Source organism: Actinosynnema sp. NPDC059335, assembly GCF_042752395.1.
GTDB lineage: Bacteria > Actinomycetota > Actinomycetes > Mycobacteriales > Pseudonocardiaceae > Actinosynnema.
The window spans coordinates 5,245-20,215 of record NZ_JBHYXZ010000149.1 but is presented as its reverse complement, the minus strand read 5'-3'; the positions used below and the strand labels follow the sequence as shown (position 1 = coordinate 20,215).

Here is a 14,971-nt window from a genome sequence, read left to right as displayed (position 1 = left end):
CGGGCGCGGCCCCACCGCTCCGGCTGACCAGCAGCAGGTGCCGCACGCCGTGCGCGGTGACCAGGTGGTGTGCCAGGAGCGCGCCGAGGCCGCCGGTGCCGCCGGTGATCAGCACCGTGCCGGCGGGGTCGAGCCGGGGCGCGGGTGTGGTGGCCGGGCGGCGGCGGACGAGGCGGGGGACGTGGATCGCGCCGTCCCGGATCGCCACCTGGGGCTCCCCCGTGGCGACGGCGGCCAGGACGTCGGCCGCCGGGTCGTCGGTGTCGGCGAGCAGCACCCGGCCGGGGTGCTCGGACTGCACGGAGCGGACGAGTCCCCAGACGCCGGCGGTGTCGAGGTCGATCTCGTCGGTGGGACGGGCCGCGACCGCGTTGTGCGTGACCACGAGCAGCGTGCGGTCCCCGGCCAGCCCTTCCCGGACCCGGTGCAGCACGTGGCGGATCGCGTCGGGCCGGTCGGCGCGGATGGTCACGACGTCGACGCCAGCGGTGGCGGTCGCGGCGGCGACGGTCCCGGCGGTCCCGACGGTCCCGACGGTCCCGGAGGTGGCGGCGGTGGCGGCGGTGGCGGCGGATCCGGCGGCGGTGGCGGGTTCGGCCGGGGTGACGACCGGCCACTCGACCGTGAACAGCGCGTCGGCCACGCCGGCCGTGCCGAGGCGGGCCCGGGGCACGGGGCGCAGGGCCAGCGACCGGACGGTGGCCACGGGCGCGCCGCCGGGGTCGGCCAGCTCCAGGGTCGTGGTGCCGTCGTCGTTCGGCGTGCTGCGGACCCGCAGCCCGGTCGCGCCGGTCGCGTGCAGGGTCACGTCGTTCCAGCTGAACGGCAGCAGGATCCGGTCGTCCGGGGCCTCCGCGTGCAGCACCAGCGCGTGCAGCGCGGCGTCCAGCAGGGCCGGGTGCACGCGGTAGCGGTCGGCGTCCGCGCGCAGCGGCTCGGGCAGGGCGATCTCGGCGAACGTGGACGTGCCGGACCGCCACAGCGCGCGCAGGCCCTGGAAGGCCGGGCCGTAGTGGTAACCGCGCTCGGCCAGGCGCGCGTAGGCGTCGTCAACGGGTTCGGGCGTCGCGTCCGCGGGCGGCCAGGTGTCGGCGGCGCCGGTCGGGTCGCCGGCCGGGTCGAGGACCCCCGTGGCGTGGCGGGTCCACGTCTCCCCGGTGTCCGGGCGGGCGTGGACGGTGAAGGCGCGGCGGCCGTGCGCGTCCGCCTCGGCGACCACCACCTGGAGTCGCAGGGAGGCGTGCGCGGACAGGTCGAGCGGCGTCTCCAGGGTCAGCTCCCCGACCCGGGGGACGCCGAGCCGGTCACCCGCGGCGGCGGCCAGGTCGAGCAGCGCCGTGGCGGGCACGAGGGTGGCGCCGCCGATCGCGTGGTCGGCGAGCCAGGCGTGCTCGGACGCCGAGATCCGGCCGGTGAGCACGTCGGCGACGCCGTCGGCGCGGTCCAGCACACCGGTCAGCAGCGGGTGGTCGGCCGGGTCGAGGCCCAGCGCGCGGGCGTCGGTCCGCGCGGCCGGCACGTGCCAGAAGCGCTCGCGCTGGAACGGGTACGTGGGCAGCGGGGCCGGGGTCGCGCGGGGGAAGAAGGTGTCCGCGCGCAACGGCGCGCCGTGCGCGTACGCCGTGGCCAGGCCCGCGCCGAACGTCTCCACCTCGTCGTGGCCCGCGCGCAGCAGCGGCACGACCGTGACGCCGTCGTCCAGCAGGCCCGCGGCCGCCGGGGCGAGGACGGCGTCCGGGCCGATCTCGAGGAACACCGTGGCGTCCAGCGCGGCGAGCGTGCGCACCGCGTCGGCGAACCGGACGGTGTCGCGGATCTGCCGCGCCCAGTAGTCGGGCGAGGTCATCCGGTCGGCGGTGGCGCGCTCACCGGTGACGGTGGAGATGATCGGGATGGTGGGCGCGCGGAGGTCGAGCCCGGCGACGACGGCGCGGAACTCCGCGAGCACGCCGTCCATGTGGGGCGAGTGGAACGCGTGGCTGACGGTGAGGCGGCGCACCCGGCGGCCGGCCTCGCGCCACCGCGCGGCGACGCGTTCGGCCTCGTCCGCGTCACCGGAGACCACCACCGAGCGGCGGCCGTTGACGGCGGCGATCGACAGGCGGTCCAGCGAGTCCCGCACCTCGTCCGGCTCGGCCTCGATCGCGATCATCGCGCCGCCGGCCGGGGCTGCCTGCATCAGCCTGCCGCGGGCCGCGACGAGCCGGGCCGCGTCGGGCAGCGACAGCACACCGGCGGCGTGGGCCGCGCCGACCTCGCCGATCGAGTGCCCGGCCAGCAGGTCGGGGACGGCGCCGTGGTGCGCCAGCAGCCGGACGAGCGCCGTTTCGACGGCGAACAGGGCGGGCTGGGTGTAGGAGGTGCGGTGCAGCAGGTCGGCGTGGTCGGTGCCCGGTTCGGCGAACACCACGTCCCGCAGCGGCACGTCGAGCAGGCCGTCGAAGGCGGCGCAGACCTCGTCGAACGCGGCGGCGAAGACGGGGTGCACCGCGTGCAGCCCGCGGCCCATGCCGACGCGTTGCGCGCCCTGGCCGGTGAACAGGAAGGCGGTGCGGCCCGCGTCGGCCGCCGAACCCCGGTGCACGGTCGGCGCGTCGAGCCCGGCGGCCAGGGCGTCCAGGCCGGCGCGGAGGTCGGTGGCGTCGCGGCCGACGACCACCGCGCGGTGCTCGAACGCGGTGCGCGTGGTGGCCAGGGCGAGGCCGATGTCGGCGGCGTCCGCGCCGGACGTGTCGAGGTGGGCGCGCAGTCGGGCGGCCTGGGCGCGCAGCGCGGTCCCACTGCGGGCGTGCAGCACCCACGGGACGGGTGTGCCGGGCGCGTCGCCGGTCCGGGGGTCCGGTGCCTGCTCCGGGGCCTGCTCCAGGATGACGTGGGCGTTCGTCCCGCTGATCCCGAACGAGGACACGCCCGCCCGCCTCGGCCGGTCGACCTCGGGCCACGGCCGCGCCCGACGCAGCAGCGCCAGGCGGCCCGCGTCCCAGTCCACCCTCGGGGTGGGTTCGTCGGCGTGCAGGGAGCGCGGCAGCTCGCCGGTCCGCAACGCGCCGACCACCTTGATCACGCCGCCGATCCCCGCGGCGGCCTGCGCGTGGCCGATGTTGGACTTCAGCGAACCGACGAACAGCGGCCGATCCGCGGGCCTGTCGCCGTACACCGCGGCCAGCGCCTCGGCCTCGATCGGGTCGCCCAGCACCGTGCCGGTGCCGTGCGCCTCCACGGCGTCCACATCGGACGGCGCGAGGCCCGCGTCGGCCAGGGCGGTGCGGATCACCGCTTCCTGGGCGCGGCCGTTGGGCGCGGTGAGGCCGTTGGACGCGCCGTCCTGGTTCACCGCGCTGCCCTGGACCAGGGCCAGCACCCGGTGGCCCTGCCGCAGCGCGTCGGACAGCCGTTCGACCAGGACCAGGCCCACGCCCTCGGACCACCCGGTGCCGTCCGCGCCCGCGCCGAAGGACTTGCAGCGGCCGTCCGGCGCCAACCCGCGCTGCCGCGAGAACTCCACGAACATGCCGGGCGTGGACATCACCGTGACGCCGCCCGCCAGGGCGAGGTCGCACTCCCCCGACCGCAGCGACCGGACGGCCAGGTGCAGCGCCACCAGCGACGACGAGCACGCCGTGTCGACGGTGATCGCCGGCCCGTGCAGGCCGAGCTGGTAGGCGATGCGGCCGGACGCGACGCTGGTGGTCGTGCCGGTGAGCACGTGCCCGTGCGCGTGCCGGGACGCCTCGGCCATCCGCGGCCCGTACTCCAGGGCCGTCGCGCCGACGAAGACGCCGGTGGACGTGCCCTGCAACGAGCGCGGGTCGACCCCGGCCCGCTCGACCGCCTCCCAGGCCGTCTCCAGCAGCAGCCGCTGCTGCGGGTCCATCGCCTCGGCCTCGCGCGGCGAGATGCCGAAGAACGCGGCGTCGAACCCGCCGGCGTCGCGCAGGAACCCGCCGTGCCGCACGGTGCTGCGGCCCGGCTTGCCGGGGTCGGGGTCGAACAGGTCGGGGTCCCAGCCGCGGTCGGCGGGGAAGTCGCCCACCGCGTCCACCTCGTCGGCCACCAGCCGCCACAGGTCCTCCGGCGAGGCGACCCCGCCGGGGAAGCGGCACGCCATCCCCACGATCGCCACCGGGTCGTCCTCCCGGGCGCGGGCCACGGGGCGGGTCTCGGGCGTGGCTCCGGTCAGCTCGGCCGCGAGGAACGCGGTCAGCGCGGCGGGCGTGGGGCAGGAGAACAGGAGTCCGCCGGGCAGCGGCAGGCCGGTGGCGGCGGCCAGGGCGGTACGCAGCTCGGTGGCCATCAGCGAGCTGAACCCCAGGTCGGTGAACGTCTTGTGCTCGGCGACCCGCTCGCCCGGACCGCTGCCGAGCACGGCGGCGATGTGGGCGCGAACCAGTTGTCCGGCGTCGTGGGGCGTTTCCGCCGGGCGGGTGGTGGTCTCCGCGTCGAACCAGTGGTGCCGGCGCTGGAAGGCGTAGGTGGGCAGCTCGACGCGGGCCGGGGTCGGGTGGTCGCCCGGCACCGCCGTCCAGTCGACCGCGTGGCCCCGCACGTGGGCGCGGGCCACCGCCTCCACCGCCACCGTGACGTCCGGGCGGTCGGCGCGCAGCAGCGGCGCGGCCACGACCTCGGCGGGCGCGTGCGCCGAGAGGACGCCGTCCGGTCCCAGTTCCAGCAGGGTGGTGACGCCCTCGGCGGCCAGCGTGCGGACGGCGTCGAGGAAGCGCACCGGGCGGCGGACCTGCTCGGCCCAGTAGTCGGGCGAGGTGAGCTGGTCGGCGGTGGCCACTCGGCCGGTCACCGTGGAGACGACCGGGATGGTCGGCGGGGCGTAGGCCAGGGTGGCGGCGGTGGTGCGGAACGCGTCGAGCATCGGGTCCATGCGCGGCGAGTGGAAGGCGTGGCTGACGTCGAGCCGCTTCGTCTTGCGGCCGCGTGCGGCGAGTGCGGCGGCGACGCGGAGCGCGGCCTGTTCGTCACCGGAGACCACCGCGGCGTCGGGGCCGTTGACGGCGGCCACGGCCAGGTCCGGTTCGGCGTGCAGCAGGTCGAGCAGTTCGTCCTCGGTCGCCTGCACGGCGACCATGGCCCCGCCCTCCGGCAGGTCCTGCATCAGCTGGGACCGGGCGACGACCAGGCGGGCCGCGTCGGGCAGCGTGAGCACGCCGGCGACGTGCGCGGCGCCGATCTCGCCGATCGAGTGGCCGGCGACGTGGTCCGGGCGCAGGCCCCAGGATTCGAGGAGCCGGAACAACGCGACCTCGACCGCGAACAGGGCGGGCTGGGTGTAGCCGGTGCGGTCGAGTTCCGCGCCGCCTTCGGCGATCACGTCGGCGAGGGGTCGGGGCAGGTGGGGGTCGAGTTCCGCGGCGACCGCGTCGAACGCCTCGGCGTAGCGCGGGAAGGCGGCGTACAGGCCGGCGCCCATGCCCGCGCGCTGCGCGCCCTGCCCGGTGAACACGAACCCGAGCCGTCCGGGTTCGGCCACGCCGGACACGACACCGGCCGCCGGCGTGCCCGCCGCGATCGCGGCGAGGCCGTCCAGGAGGCCGGCGCGGTCGGTCGCAACGACGGTGGCTCGGTGGTCGAACGTCGCACGGGTGGTGACGAGCGCCCGACCGACGGCGTCCGCCGAGTGCTCGGGGTGTCGGACCACGAACTCCCGCAACCGCTCCGCCTGCGCCCGCAGCGCCGCCGGCGTGTGCCCCGACACCGGCCACACCAGGACGGCCGATCCCGCGCCGTAAGCCGCCGGCTCGGCCCGGGGACGCCCCGCCGCCGGCACCGCGGACTCGGCCCGGCCCGCGCCCGGAACCGCCGGTTCCGCCGGAGGCTGCCCCGCCGCCGGCACTGCGGACTCGGGTCGGCCCGCGCCCGGAACCGCCGGGGGCTGCCCTGCCGCCGAGCCGCCCGCGATGGGCTCCGACGCCTGCGGGCCGGGCGCCGCCGGTTCGGTCGCAGCGTGCGCCGACGCCGGCCGTTCGACGGCCCTCGCGTCGCCGCCGGCCGGAGGCGGTTCGCCCACCACGACGTGGCAGTTGGTGCCGCCCATCCCGAACGAGCTGACCCCGGCCACCAGCGGGCGGTCGTCGTGCGGCCAGGCGGTCCGCTCCCGTTGCACCTCCAGGCCCAGCCGGTCCAGCGGGATCCGGGGGTTGGGGGTGTCGAAGTTCAGGCTGGCCGGGAGGGTGCGGTGGCGGATGCTCAGCAGGACCTTGATCAGCCCGGCGATGCCGGCCGCGCTCTCCAGGTGGCCGATGTTCGTCTTGACCGACCCCACCCGCAGCCGCTCACCGGCGGCCCGGCCCGCGCCGAGCGCGGCGCCCAGGGCGGCGGCCTCGATCGGGTCGCCGACCGGGGTGCCGGTGCCGTGCAGCTCGACGTACTGCACCGCGTCGGCGGCGACCCCGGCGTTCGCGCAAGCCTCCCGCAGCACGGCCTGCTGCGCGTCCGCGCTGGGCACGGTCAGGCCCGGCGTCGCGCCGTCGTTGTTCAGCGCACTGCCCAGGATCACGCCGTGCACCCGGTCGCCGTCGGCCAGCGCCCGGTCCAGCGGCTTGAGCACCACCACGCCGCCGCCCTCGCCCGGCACGAAGCCGTTGGCCCTGGCGTCCAGCGCGTAGGTGGCTCCGTCCGGCGACAACGCGCCGAAGCGCTGCTCCGCCACCACGTTGCCGGGCAGCAGGTTCAGGTTCACGCCGGCGGCGATGGCCAGGTCCGCCTCGCCGCCGCGCAGCCCGGCGCAGGCCAGGTGGACGGCGGTCAGCGACGACGACTGCGCGGTGTCCACCGACACGCTCGGCCCGCGCAGCCCCAGGTGGTAGGAGACCCGGTTGGCGATGATCGCCCGGTTGACGCCGGTCATGGTGTGCTGGGTGACGGCGTCCCCGCCGCGCTGGTGGACCAGCGCCGCGTAGTCGTCGCGCAACGCGCCCACGTGCACCGAGGTGCGGGTGGCGCGCAACGCCTCCGGCGGCACGCCCGCGTCCTCGACGGCCTCCCACACCAGTTCGAGCACGAGCCGCTGCTGGGGGTCCATCGCCGCCGCCTCGCGGGGCGAGATGCCGAAGAACTCCGCGTCGAACTCGCCGACCGACTCGAGGAACCCGCCGCGCCGCGGCCCCGGGACGCCCTCCCACCGGCCGCTCGGCGCGTCGCCGATGGCGCTCGCCCCGTCCGCCAGCAACCGCCAGAACTCGGCCGGGCCTGCGGCACGGGGGAAGCGGCACGCGAAACCGACGACGGCGACGGCCGACTGCTGGGGGACGCGGGGCGTGTTCACGGCTTGACTCCTCACTCGCTTCGGTCGTCCGGCGCGGGGTGCGCTACCACCGCACCCGCAGCCGGGCCAGGCCGCGGATCGACAGCCCTTCCTTCCAGACGACCGACTCCGGTCCGGGCGCGACGCGCAGCGCGGGGAAGCGCGCGAGCAGGCGTTGCAGGACGATCCGCAGTTGCAGCCGGGCCAACGGCGCGCCGAGGCAGCGGTGCACGCCGTGCCCGAACGTCAGGTGCACCTCGCCGTGCTCCTCCGGGCTCAGCCGGTCCGGCCGCGCCCAGGTCCCCGGGTCGCGGTTGCCGTGCAGCAGCGAGACGACCACCGCCTCGCCGGCCTGGACGGTGACGGCCCCGAGCTGCACCGGCTCGACGGCCACCCTCGGGAAGCTCAGCGGCGTCGAGGGCGTGAGCCGCAGCAGGTCGTCCACCAGCGGGTCGAGCAGGTCCGGCCGGTCCCGCGCGTGCTCCCACGCACCGGGTTCGGACAGCAGCGCGAGGACCGACAGGGCGATCTGGCCGACCGTGGTCTCGTACCCGGCCATCAGCAGGGTCAGGCCCAGGGTCAGCAGCTCGCCCGGGGACAGCCTGCCCTCGTCCTGCGCGGCGATGAGGTCGGTCAGCAGGTCCTCGTCGTCGGCCCGCCGCTTGCGCGCGATCAGCTCGCCCATGTACTCGACCAGTTCCAGGCGACGCCCGGACTTCTCCCTGGGCGTGCTCGCGGAGATGTCGAACAGCACCTCGACCCGGTCGCGGAACGCCGGCGCGTCCTCGGCCGGCACGCCGAGCATCGAGCACAGCACCGACATCGGCAGCGGGTTGGCCAGGCCCTCGACCAGGTCCGCGCCCGGCCCGGCCGCGGCCAGCGCGTCCAGCAGGTCGTCGGCGAGGCGTTCGACGGACGCGGTCAGCGCGGCGACCCGTCGGGTGCTGAACGCGCCGCTCACGATCCGCCGCAGCCGGGCGTGCTCGGCGCCGTCCATGCTCATCAACGCGTCCGCGGCGGGCTGGGCGTCGTTGAACCGGGGCGCGTGCGGCCGGGTCGCCTCCGCCCGGCTGAACCGCTGGTCCGCGAGCAGCCGGCGGCCCAGCGCGTAGTCGCGGACCAGCCACATCTTGTCCCCCACCGGGGTGACGATCGGGATGACGCCGCCGTCACCCGGCGCCATGAACGCGGGGAGCGGCCCCAGGTGGTCGACACCGTGCTCCTGTCCCACTCGCGTGCTCCTCTCCGCTGCGGTGTTCGCGGTCATGCCGTGGTGCGGCGTTCGGCTTCGCGCCGCGCCGGCGCGGCGGCCTCCACCGGCGGCCCGGAGGTCCCCGGACGGCCGGGGATCCCGGCCGCGGGGTCGATCGCGCCGTGGACCCCGGCCACGACGAACGGCACGGTCGGGCCGTTGCCCGCCGTCCGCGCGGACGTGCGTGCTCTCCGGGACGCTGGGTGCACCATGTCGGGGTCCTCCATGACGTGATCGGCGTGGGCGCGGGGGTGTGCGCCTCAGATCTCCGGCCAGCCGGACGGGTCGATGCCGTGGCGGCACAGGAAGGCGTAGGCGATCCGCTCCATCCCGATGCCGATGCAGCCGGAGTGCGCGGGCGAGCCGTCCGGCGTGGTGATGCCGAACGCCTCGCCGAACTTGGCGCCGTGCAGGTTGAACGAGCCGACCGCGATCGTCCGGTCCTCGACCACCGGCATCTGCAGCTCGTACTTCATCTTCAGGGCCCGCTGCACCATGACCCGCTTGGCGGTCGCGCCGTTGCTGAAGAACGGGTCGTTCGCCACCTCCAGGTGGCCGGCGAGCCGGAGGTCGTCCACGAGCGCGCACACCGCGTCCACGAGGGCCTGCCGCAGCTCGGCGACCGCGCCGCGGCTGCCGAGGAACACCACCTCGCGCATGGTGAAGTCCCACAGCCGCTCCAGCGTGCGGTGGTAGCGGGACTCGAAGCGGAAGATCTTGCCGGAGGCGGTGAGCACGCGGCCCTCGGCGGGCAGCCGCGTCCCGGCGAGCTGGTGGTAGGTGTGGTAGCAGACCGTGGGCGACAGGCAGTAGCCGGTGTGCCCGGTGCGGCCGTCCATGAACGCCGCCTTGTCGTCGGCCGCCTCGAACTGCGCCGCGAACCCCTGGTACACGTCGGCGTCGGAGTGGAACCGGCCCGCGGTCATGAGGAACTGCGGGAACGAGTCGAAGTAGCCGGCCCTGTGCAGCACGTCGGTGGGGATCAGCGCCGGGTAGTGGTTCTCGACCGCGCCGAACCGGTCGACGGCGAGCGCCCGGACCCGCTCGTCCAGCGCGGACAGCAGCCGCGCCAGCGCGCCGCTCGCCGCGTAGGCGCCGTCGCCCATGCGGGTCACCAGCCCGGCGTCCTCGACGTCGGCGAAGGTGACGCGCGACGGGCGCGGCATCGCCATGGACTGCCACACCACCGGCACGTCCGCGACCTCGCCCTGGGGCAGCACGTCCCGCCGCACCACCAGGTTCAGCTTGCGGCCGATCTCGTCCGGGTCGGCGCCGTCCGCGGTGGAGACCTCGACCTCCCGCACCTCGCCACCCGGTCCGCGCACGAGGCTGAACCGGTGGATCTCGGCCGCGGCGTAGTAGACGCGCTTGGCCAGCTCCTCCGCCATGCTCCCGGGGACCTCCGGGGAGAGGGTGATCGAATAGTCCGGCATGTGGGTGACTCCTCCGCGTGCGCCCGTGCGGGGCACTTACTGGTGGGTGGCTCCGTGGGCGTCCAGCGGGCGCGGCGCGTGCTCGGCCAGCGCGGCGCGGACCAGGTCCAGCAGCGCCGGCCGCGCGGTGTGGACGAAGAAGTGGCCGCCGGGCAGCACGTGCGAGGCGAACGGGCCGGTGCTCTCGGCCGACCAGGGCGCGACCCGGGCGGGCGGCACCTCGACGTCCTCACGGCCGGTGAACACCACCACCGGGCAGGCGAGCGGCGGCTCGGGCCGGTACTCGTAGGTCTCGAACACCGCGAAGTCCGCCCGGATCGTCGGCAGGAACAGCCGCAGCAGCTCCGGCTCGTCCAGCACGTCGTCCGGCAGCCCGCCCAGGGTCTTGAGCAGGGCGATCACCCGGTCGTCCGGCGCGTCGTGCACCGGTCGCCGCAGCCTCGGCAGCCGGGGCGCCGCGCCGCCGGAGGCGAACAGCACCCGCGGCTCCCCCGCGCCGCGCCGGCGCAGTTCCCGGGCCAGCTCGAACGCGACGAGCGCGCCCAGGCTGTGGCCGAACACCGCGTACGGCACGTCCAGCTCGTCCCCGAGCGCCGAGGCGAGCGCGTCCACCAGCGGACCGAGGCGGTCGACGGGCCGCTCCCGCAGCCGGGTCTGCCGACCGGGCAGCTCGACGGGGCAGACCTCGACGTCCTCGCCGAGCGCGCCGCGCCACGGCTCGTAGGCCGAGGCCGCGCCGCCGACGTGCGGCAGGCAGAACAGCCGCAGGGCGGGCGGGCGCCCGGCGGGCGGGCCGACGATCCAGCCGCCGGCGCGCGGGCGGGGTGCGGTGGGGTGCACGGTTCCTCCTCCCCTACCGGTTGAGCTTCGGTTCGGGGCCCGGACCGGCGTCGGCGGCTTCGGCCAGGGCGACGCCGTCGGTGACCGCGACCCCCCGGGGCACGCCCGGCGTGTCGTCCGCGCTCTCGTCGTCCTGGTCCGCCACGGACTTGGCGACCTCGGGCACCGGCAGGCGTCGCACGACCAGCGAGGCCGCGCACAGCACCGCGACGGCCGCCATGATCGCGTACATGGCCTGGTAGCCCAGGACGCCGATCAGCGCCGCGCCCGCCGCGATGGACACCGCCTGCACGGCGTCGGTGACGCTGCTGACCGCCGCGTTGGCCCGGCCCTGCATGCGGGCGGGGGTGTAGAGGTGCAGCGCGGTGCCCAGGCCGACCATCACGAACGGCAGGCCCAGCCCGAACAGGATCACGCCGGCCAGGAAGAACGGCACGCCCGGCAGCAGGCACAGCAGCAGGCCGGCGGCGATCAGCGCGTAACCGGCGCAGGTGGACCGGATCTCGCCCCACCGCTTCACCACGCCGCCCGCGAGCAGCCCGCCCGCGACCGAGCCGCCGCCCTGGAACGACGTGATCACGCCCAGGAACGCGGCCGGTTGGCCCAGGCCCTCGTTGGCGGCGAAGATCGCGGTCTCCAGCAGGCCGACCACGGCCATGAACGCCACCACCGTGAGCGAGAGGCGCAGCAGCAACGGCACCCCGCGCACGAAGCGGAACCCGGCGACCACGGCCTTGCGCAGCGGCTCGCCGGCGGGCTCCGGCTCGGACTCGGTCACCTGGATGGTGATCAGCAGCACGGCGGCCAGCACGAACGTGCCGGTGCCGAGCAGGGCGAGCGCCCCGCCGCCGAACGCCACGTACACGCCGGCCCCGATCGCCGGGGACACGATGCGCACGCCCTGGCCCACGGCCAGGATCAGCGACCGCGCCGTGGCCGCGTCCTCGGAGGGCAGGACGTCCTTCAGCAGCGCCGACGACGCGGGGCTCGCGGAGTACACGCCGTAGAGGAAGGTGACCACGTAGACGATCCACACGTCCTCGACGCCGCGCACCGCGAGCAGCGCCAGGAACACGGCGGCCATGCCGAGGTCCATGCCGATCATCAGCCGCCGCCGGCTGACCCGGTCCACGACGTGGCCGAGCAGCGGCGCGAACAGGCCGGGCACGGTCAGGGCGAGGAAGACCGCGCCCGCGGCGGCGTTGGACCCGGTCAGGTCCTTCACCCAGATGGCGAGCGAGAGGTAGACGGCCGTCTCACCGAAGCTCGTCACCGTCCCGCAGATGAACAACCTGCGGAAGCGCGGGTTGCCGCGCAGAAGCGTCCACATGAGAATCCCCTCCGTGCCGCCGGTGCGACCGGACCGGCCCGATGGTCGGTCAGTTCTCGCCCATGGCCAGGCGCAGGCTCTTGGGCCGCATGTCGGTCCACACCCGGTCGATGTGCTCCAGGCACGCCTCGCGGGTGCCGTTCACGCCGACCGCGTTCCACCCGGCCGGCACGGGACGGCCCACCGGCCAGATGGAGAACTGCTCCTCGTCGTTGACGACGACGTCGTACTGGTCCGCGGTGGCGGTCGACTCGGTCATGGCGGGTCCTTTCGGTGTGGTTCGGGTGGTTCGGTGATCAGCCGGGGGTGGGGCCGGTCGGCTCGCGGTCGCGGGCGACCGCGGTGACGAGCCGGCGCAGGGTGGGTTCGGCCAGGAAGTCGGCCAGGTCCACCGCCACGCCCAACGCCTCGTCCACGCGGGCCAGCAGCTTGAGCGCCTTGATGGAGTGGCCGCCGTGCGCGACGAAGCTGTCGTCCGGGCGGGCGTGGGTCGTGCCGAGGGATTCGCACCACAGCGCGGTGACCGCCTCGGTGACCGGGTCCGCCGGCCGCGCCGGGTCCGGTCCGGCGGACTCCGGCGACGGGACCCGGTCGGGCAGCGCGGCCAGCAGCGCGGCGCGGTCCACCTTGCCGTTCGCGTTGAGCGGCATCCGGTCGGTGACGACGACGGCCGGGATCATGTAGTCGGGCAGGGTCGCGCGCAGGCGGTCCGCGAGCCCGGCGGTGTCGGAAGTGCCCTCCTCGACCGTGACGCAGGCCAGCAGCTCGGCGCTGTCGGCGGTGGGGCGGGCGAAGGCGACCGCGTCGGTGACGCCCGGCAGGGCGCGCAACGCGTGCTCGATCTCGCCCAGCTCCACCCGGAAGCCGCGGACCTTGACCTGGTCGTCGGTGCGGCCGACGAACCGGAACGACCCGTCGGGCAGGGGCCGCACCCGGTCGCCGGTGCGGTAGAGGCGGCCGCCGCCGTCGGGGTCGAACGGGTCGGGCACGAACGACGCCGCGGTGAGCGCGGGGTCGCCGTGGTAGCCGAGCGCCAGGCCCTCTCCCCCGACGTACAGCTCGCCCTCGACGCCGGGCGGCACGAGTTCGCCGTCCGGCCCGAGCGCGTAGGCGGTCGAGCCGGTGACGGCGCGGCCGATCGGCAGCGGGCCGGGGTCGAGATCGGCCGGGGTGACCCGTTGCAGGGTGCTGACCGTGGTGTTCTCGGTCGGGCCGTAGACGTTGACCACGCGGGCCGGCGGCCGGTCGGCCAGCAGGCGGGCCAGGCGCTGCTCGTCGGCCTTCTCGCCGCCGAACATCAGCAACCGCACGTCGCGCATCGCGGCCGGGGCGAAGTCGATCACGGTGTGCAGCAGCGCGGTGGGCAGGCCGAGGACGGTGATGCGCTCGCGTTGCAGGAAGGCGCTCAACCGCGCCGGGGACAGGGCGTCCTGCTTGTCGCCGACCACGAGCACCGCGCCGGAGCCCAGCGCGCCCCACAGCTCCAGGATCGAGGCGTCGAACGCCGGGTTGCACAGGTGGGAGACGCGGTCGGTGGCGTGGTAGGCGATGCCCTCGGCGTCGGGCACCAGGCGGCTGATCCCGCGGTGCGGCACGACCACGGTCTTGGGCCGGCCGGTGGAGCCGGAGGTGGAGATCAGGTAGGCGGCGTCCTCGCCGACCACCCGCACCGGCACCTCCGGGTCGGGGTCGCCGCCCGCGTGGTCGAGCAGCCGCCGGAGCGGCAGCACGGGCAGTTCCGGCGGCAGCGGCGGCGCGTCGCCGGTGACGATCGCCGCGTCCGCCACCCCCCGCACCGCAGTGCGGAGCCGGCCCGCGGGCTGGTCGGGGTCCAGCGGCAGGTAGGCGCAGCCGGCGTAGAAGATGCCCAGGTAGGCGGTCACCGAGTCCAGCGAGCGCGCCACCGGGACGGCGACCACGTCGCCGCGGCGCAGCCCGGCGGCGCGCAGGCCGGTGGCGATGGCGACCGCGCGCGAGCGCGAGTGCGGGGAGGGTCGCGCGGCCGCGGGGGGGCGCCCCGGCGCGCGCGCGGATCCGCTCGGGCAGTGGCCGCCGCGTGCCCGCCGCGGCCCGTCCGGCGCCGGCCGCGGTCGACGCGGCGTCACGGGGGCGGTCCGGGATGCGCAGCGGAGCGTCGGGGCGGGCGAACGCCGCCCGCGCGTCGGCCATCAGGCTCGCGTGCAGGTCGGCGGCCTTCTCGGTGGAGAACAGCGCGCTCTGGTACTCGAACTCGGCGATCGTGCGGTTCGCCTGCCGGGTCACCGACCAGAGCAGCTCGTACTTGGCGGTCCCGGTCGGCAGCAGCTCGCGGGCGGCCGACAGGCCGTCCAGCCGCAGCGCGCAGCCCGAGGCGTCGAGGTAGGTCAGGCCGGCCTGCACGAGCGGCGCGCGGGACGGGTCGCCGCCGAGGCCCAGGTCCTCCACGATGGTCTGGAACGGCACGCCCCGGTGCGCCAGCGCCTCGGCCATCGCGCGGCGGACCTGCTGGGCCAGGTCGCGGGCGGTGATCCCCTCCGGGAGGGTCAGCCGCAGCGGCACCGGGTCCACGAACATCCCGATCTCGCCGCGGTGCGCCGCGGTGCGGGACGAGGCGGCGATGCCGATCACCAGGTCGCGCTCGCCGGTCAGCGCGGCCAGCCCGGCCGCGTAGGCGACGATCCAGGTCATGAACGGGCTGAGCCGTTCCTGGGCGATCAGGTCGGCCATGCCCGCCAGGAGGTCGTCCTCGCAGACGAGCTGGTGCACGTCGCCGTCGCGGGCCCGCGCGCCCCGGGGCGGGGCGGGGTGTGGGCCGGCGCGTGGCCGCCGGCCCCCCCCCCCGCCCCCGCCCCCCGGAGGGGCGGGCGCCGGGCGGGGGAGCG

At 76.3% G+C, this 14,971-nt stretch carries 8 protein-coding genes and 1 pseudogene; all 9 read right to left on the bottom strand.

All coding sequences use genetic code 11. The features are described 5' to 3' along the window. Window positions 1-7,276, bottom strand: a 7,276-nt coding sequence (locus tag ACFXGA_RS32575) for a beta-ketoacyl synthase N-terminal-like domain-containing protein (protein ID WP_378094629.1), incomplete at its 3' end; no start/stop codon positions are given. Window positions 7,277-7,319: 43 nt separating this feature from the next. Next, complete coding sequence (locus ACFXGA_RS32570) at window positions 7,320-8,486, bottom strand: cytochrome P450 (RefSeq protein ID WP_378094627.1); 1,167 nt, start codon at window positions 8,484-8,486, stop codon at window positions 7,320-7,322. Between the two features lie 32 nt (window positions 8,487-8,518). Next, on the bottom strand, window positions 8,519-8,719 hold the full coding sequence (locus ACFXGA_RS32565; RefSeq protein ID WP_378094625.1) for a hypothetical protein: 201 nt from the start codon (window positions 8,717-8,719) through the stop codon (window positions 8,519-8,521). A gap of 48 nt (window positions 8,720-8,767) precedes the next feature. Further along, window positions 8,768-9,940 carry a hypothetical protein gene (locus tag ACFXGA_RS32560; RefSeq protein WP_378094623.1) on the bottom strand — a complete coding sequence of 391 codons (1,173 nt, stop codon included), beginning with the start codon at window positions 9,938-9,940 and terminating at the stop codon, window positions 8,768-8,770. 36 nt (window positions 9,941-9,976) lie between these two features. Beyond that, window positions 9,977-10,780: a thioesterase II family protein gene (locus ACFXGA_RS32555; protein ID WP_378094621.1), complete on the bottom strand. Its 804-nt coding sequence runs from the start codon at window positions 10,778-10,780 to the stop codon at window positions 9,977-9,979. A gap of 13 nt (window positions 10,781-10,793) precedes the next feature. Further along, a complete protein-coding gene (locus tag ACFXGA_RS32550; protein WP_378094619.1) occupies window positions 10,794-12,110 on the bottom strand; it encodes an MFS transporter in 1,317 nt (438 codons plus the stop codon). Between the two features lie 49 nt (window positions 12,111-12,159). Beyond that, window positions 12,160-12,369, bottom strand: a complete 210-nt coding sequence (locus ACFXGA_RS32545; protein WP_378094617.1) for an MbtH family protein — start codon at window positions 12,367-12,369, stop codon at window positions 12,160-12,162. A gap of 37 nt (window positions 12,370-12,406) precedes the next feature. Continuing rightward, window positions 12,407-14,215: a non-ribosomal peptide synthetase gene (locus ACFXGA_RS32540; RefSeq protein WP_378094615.1), complete on the bottom strand. Its 1,809-nt coding sequence runs from the start codon at window positions 14,213-14,215 to the stop codon at window positions 12,407-12,409. Between the two features lie 73 nt (window positions 14,216-14,288). Further along, window positions 14,289-14,816 (bottom strand): annotated as a pseudogene (locus ACFXGA_RS32535) (condensation domain-containing protein); the annotation flags it as partial. Window positions 14,817-14,971 lie beyond the last annotated feature (155 nt).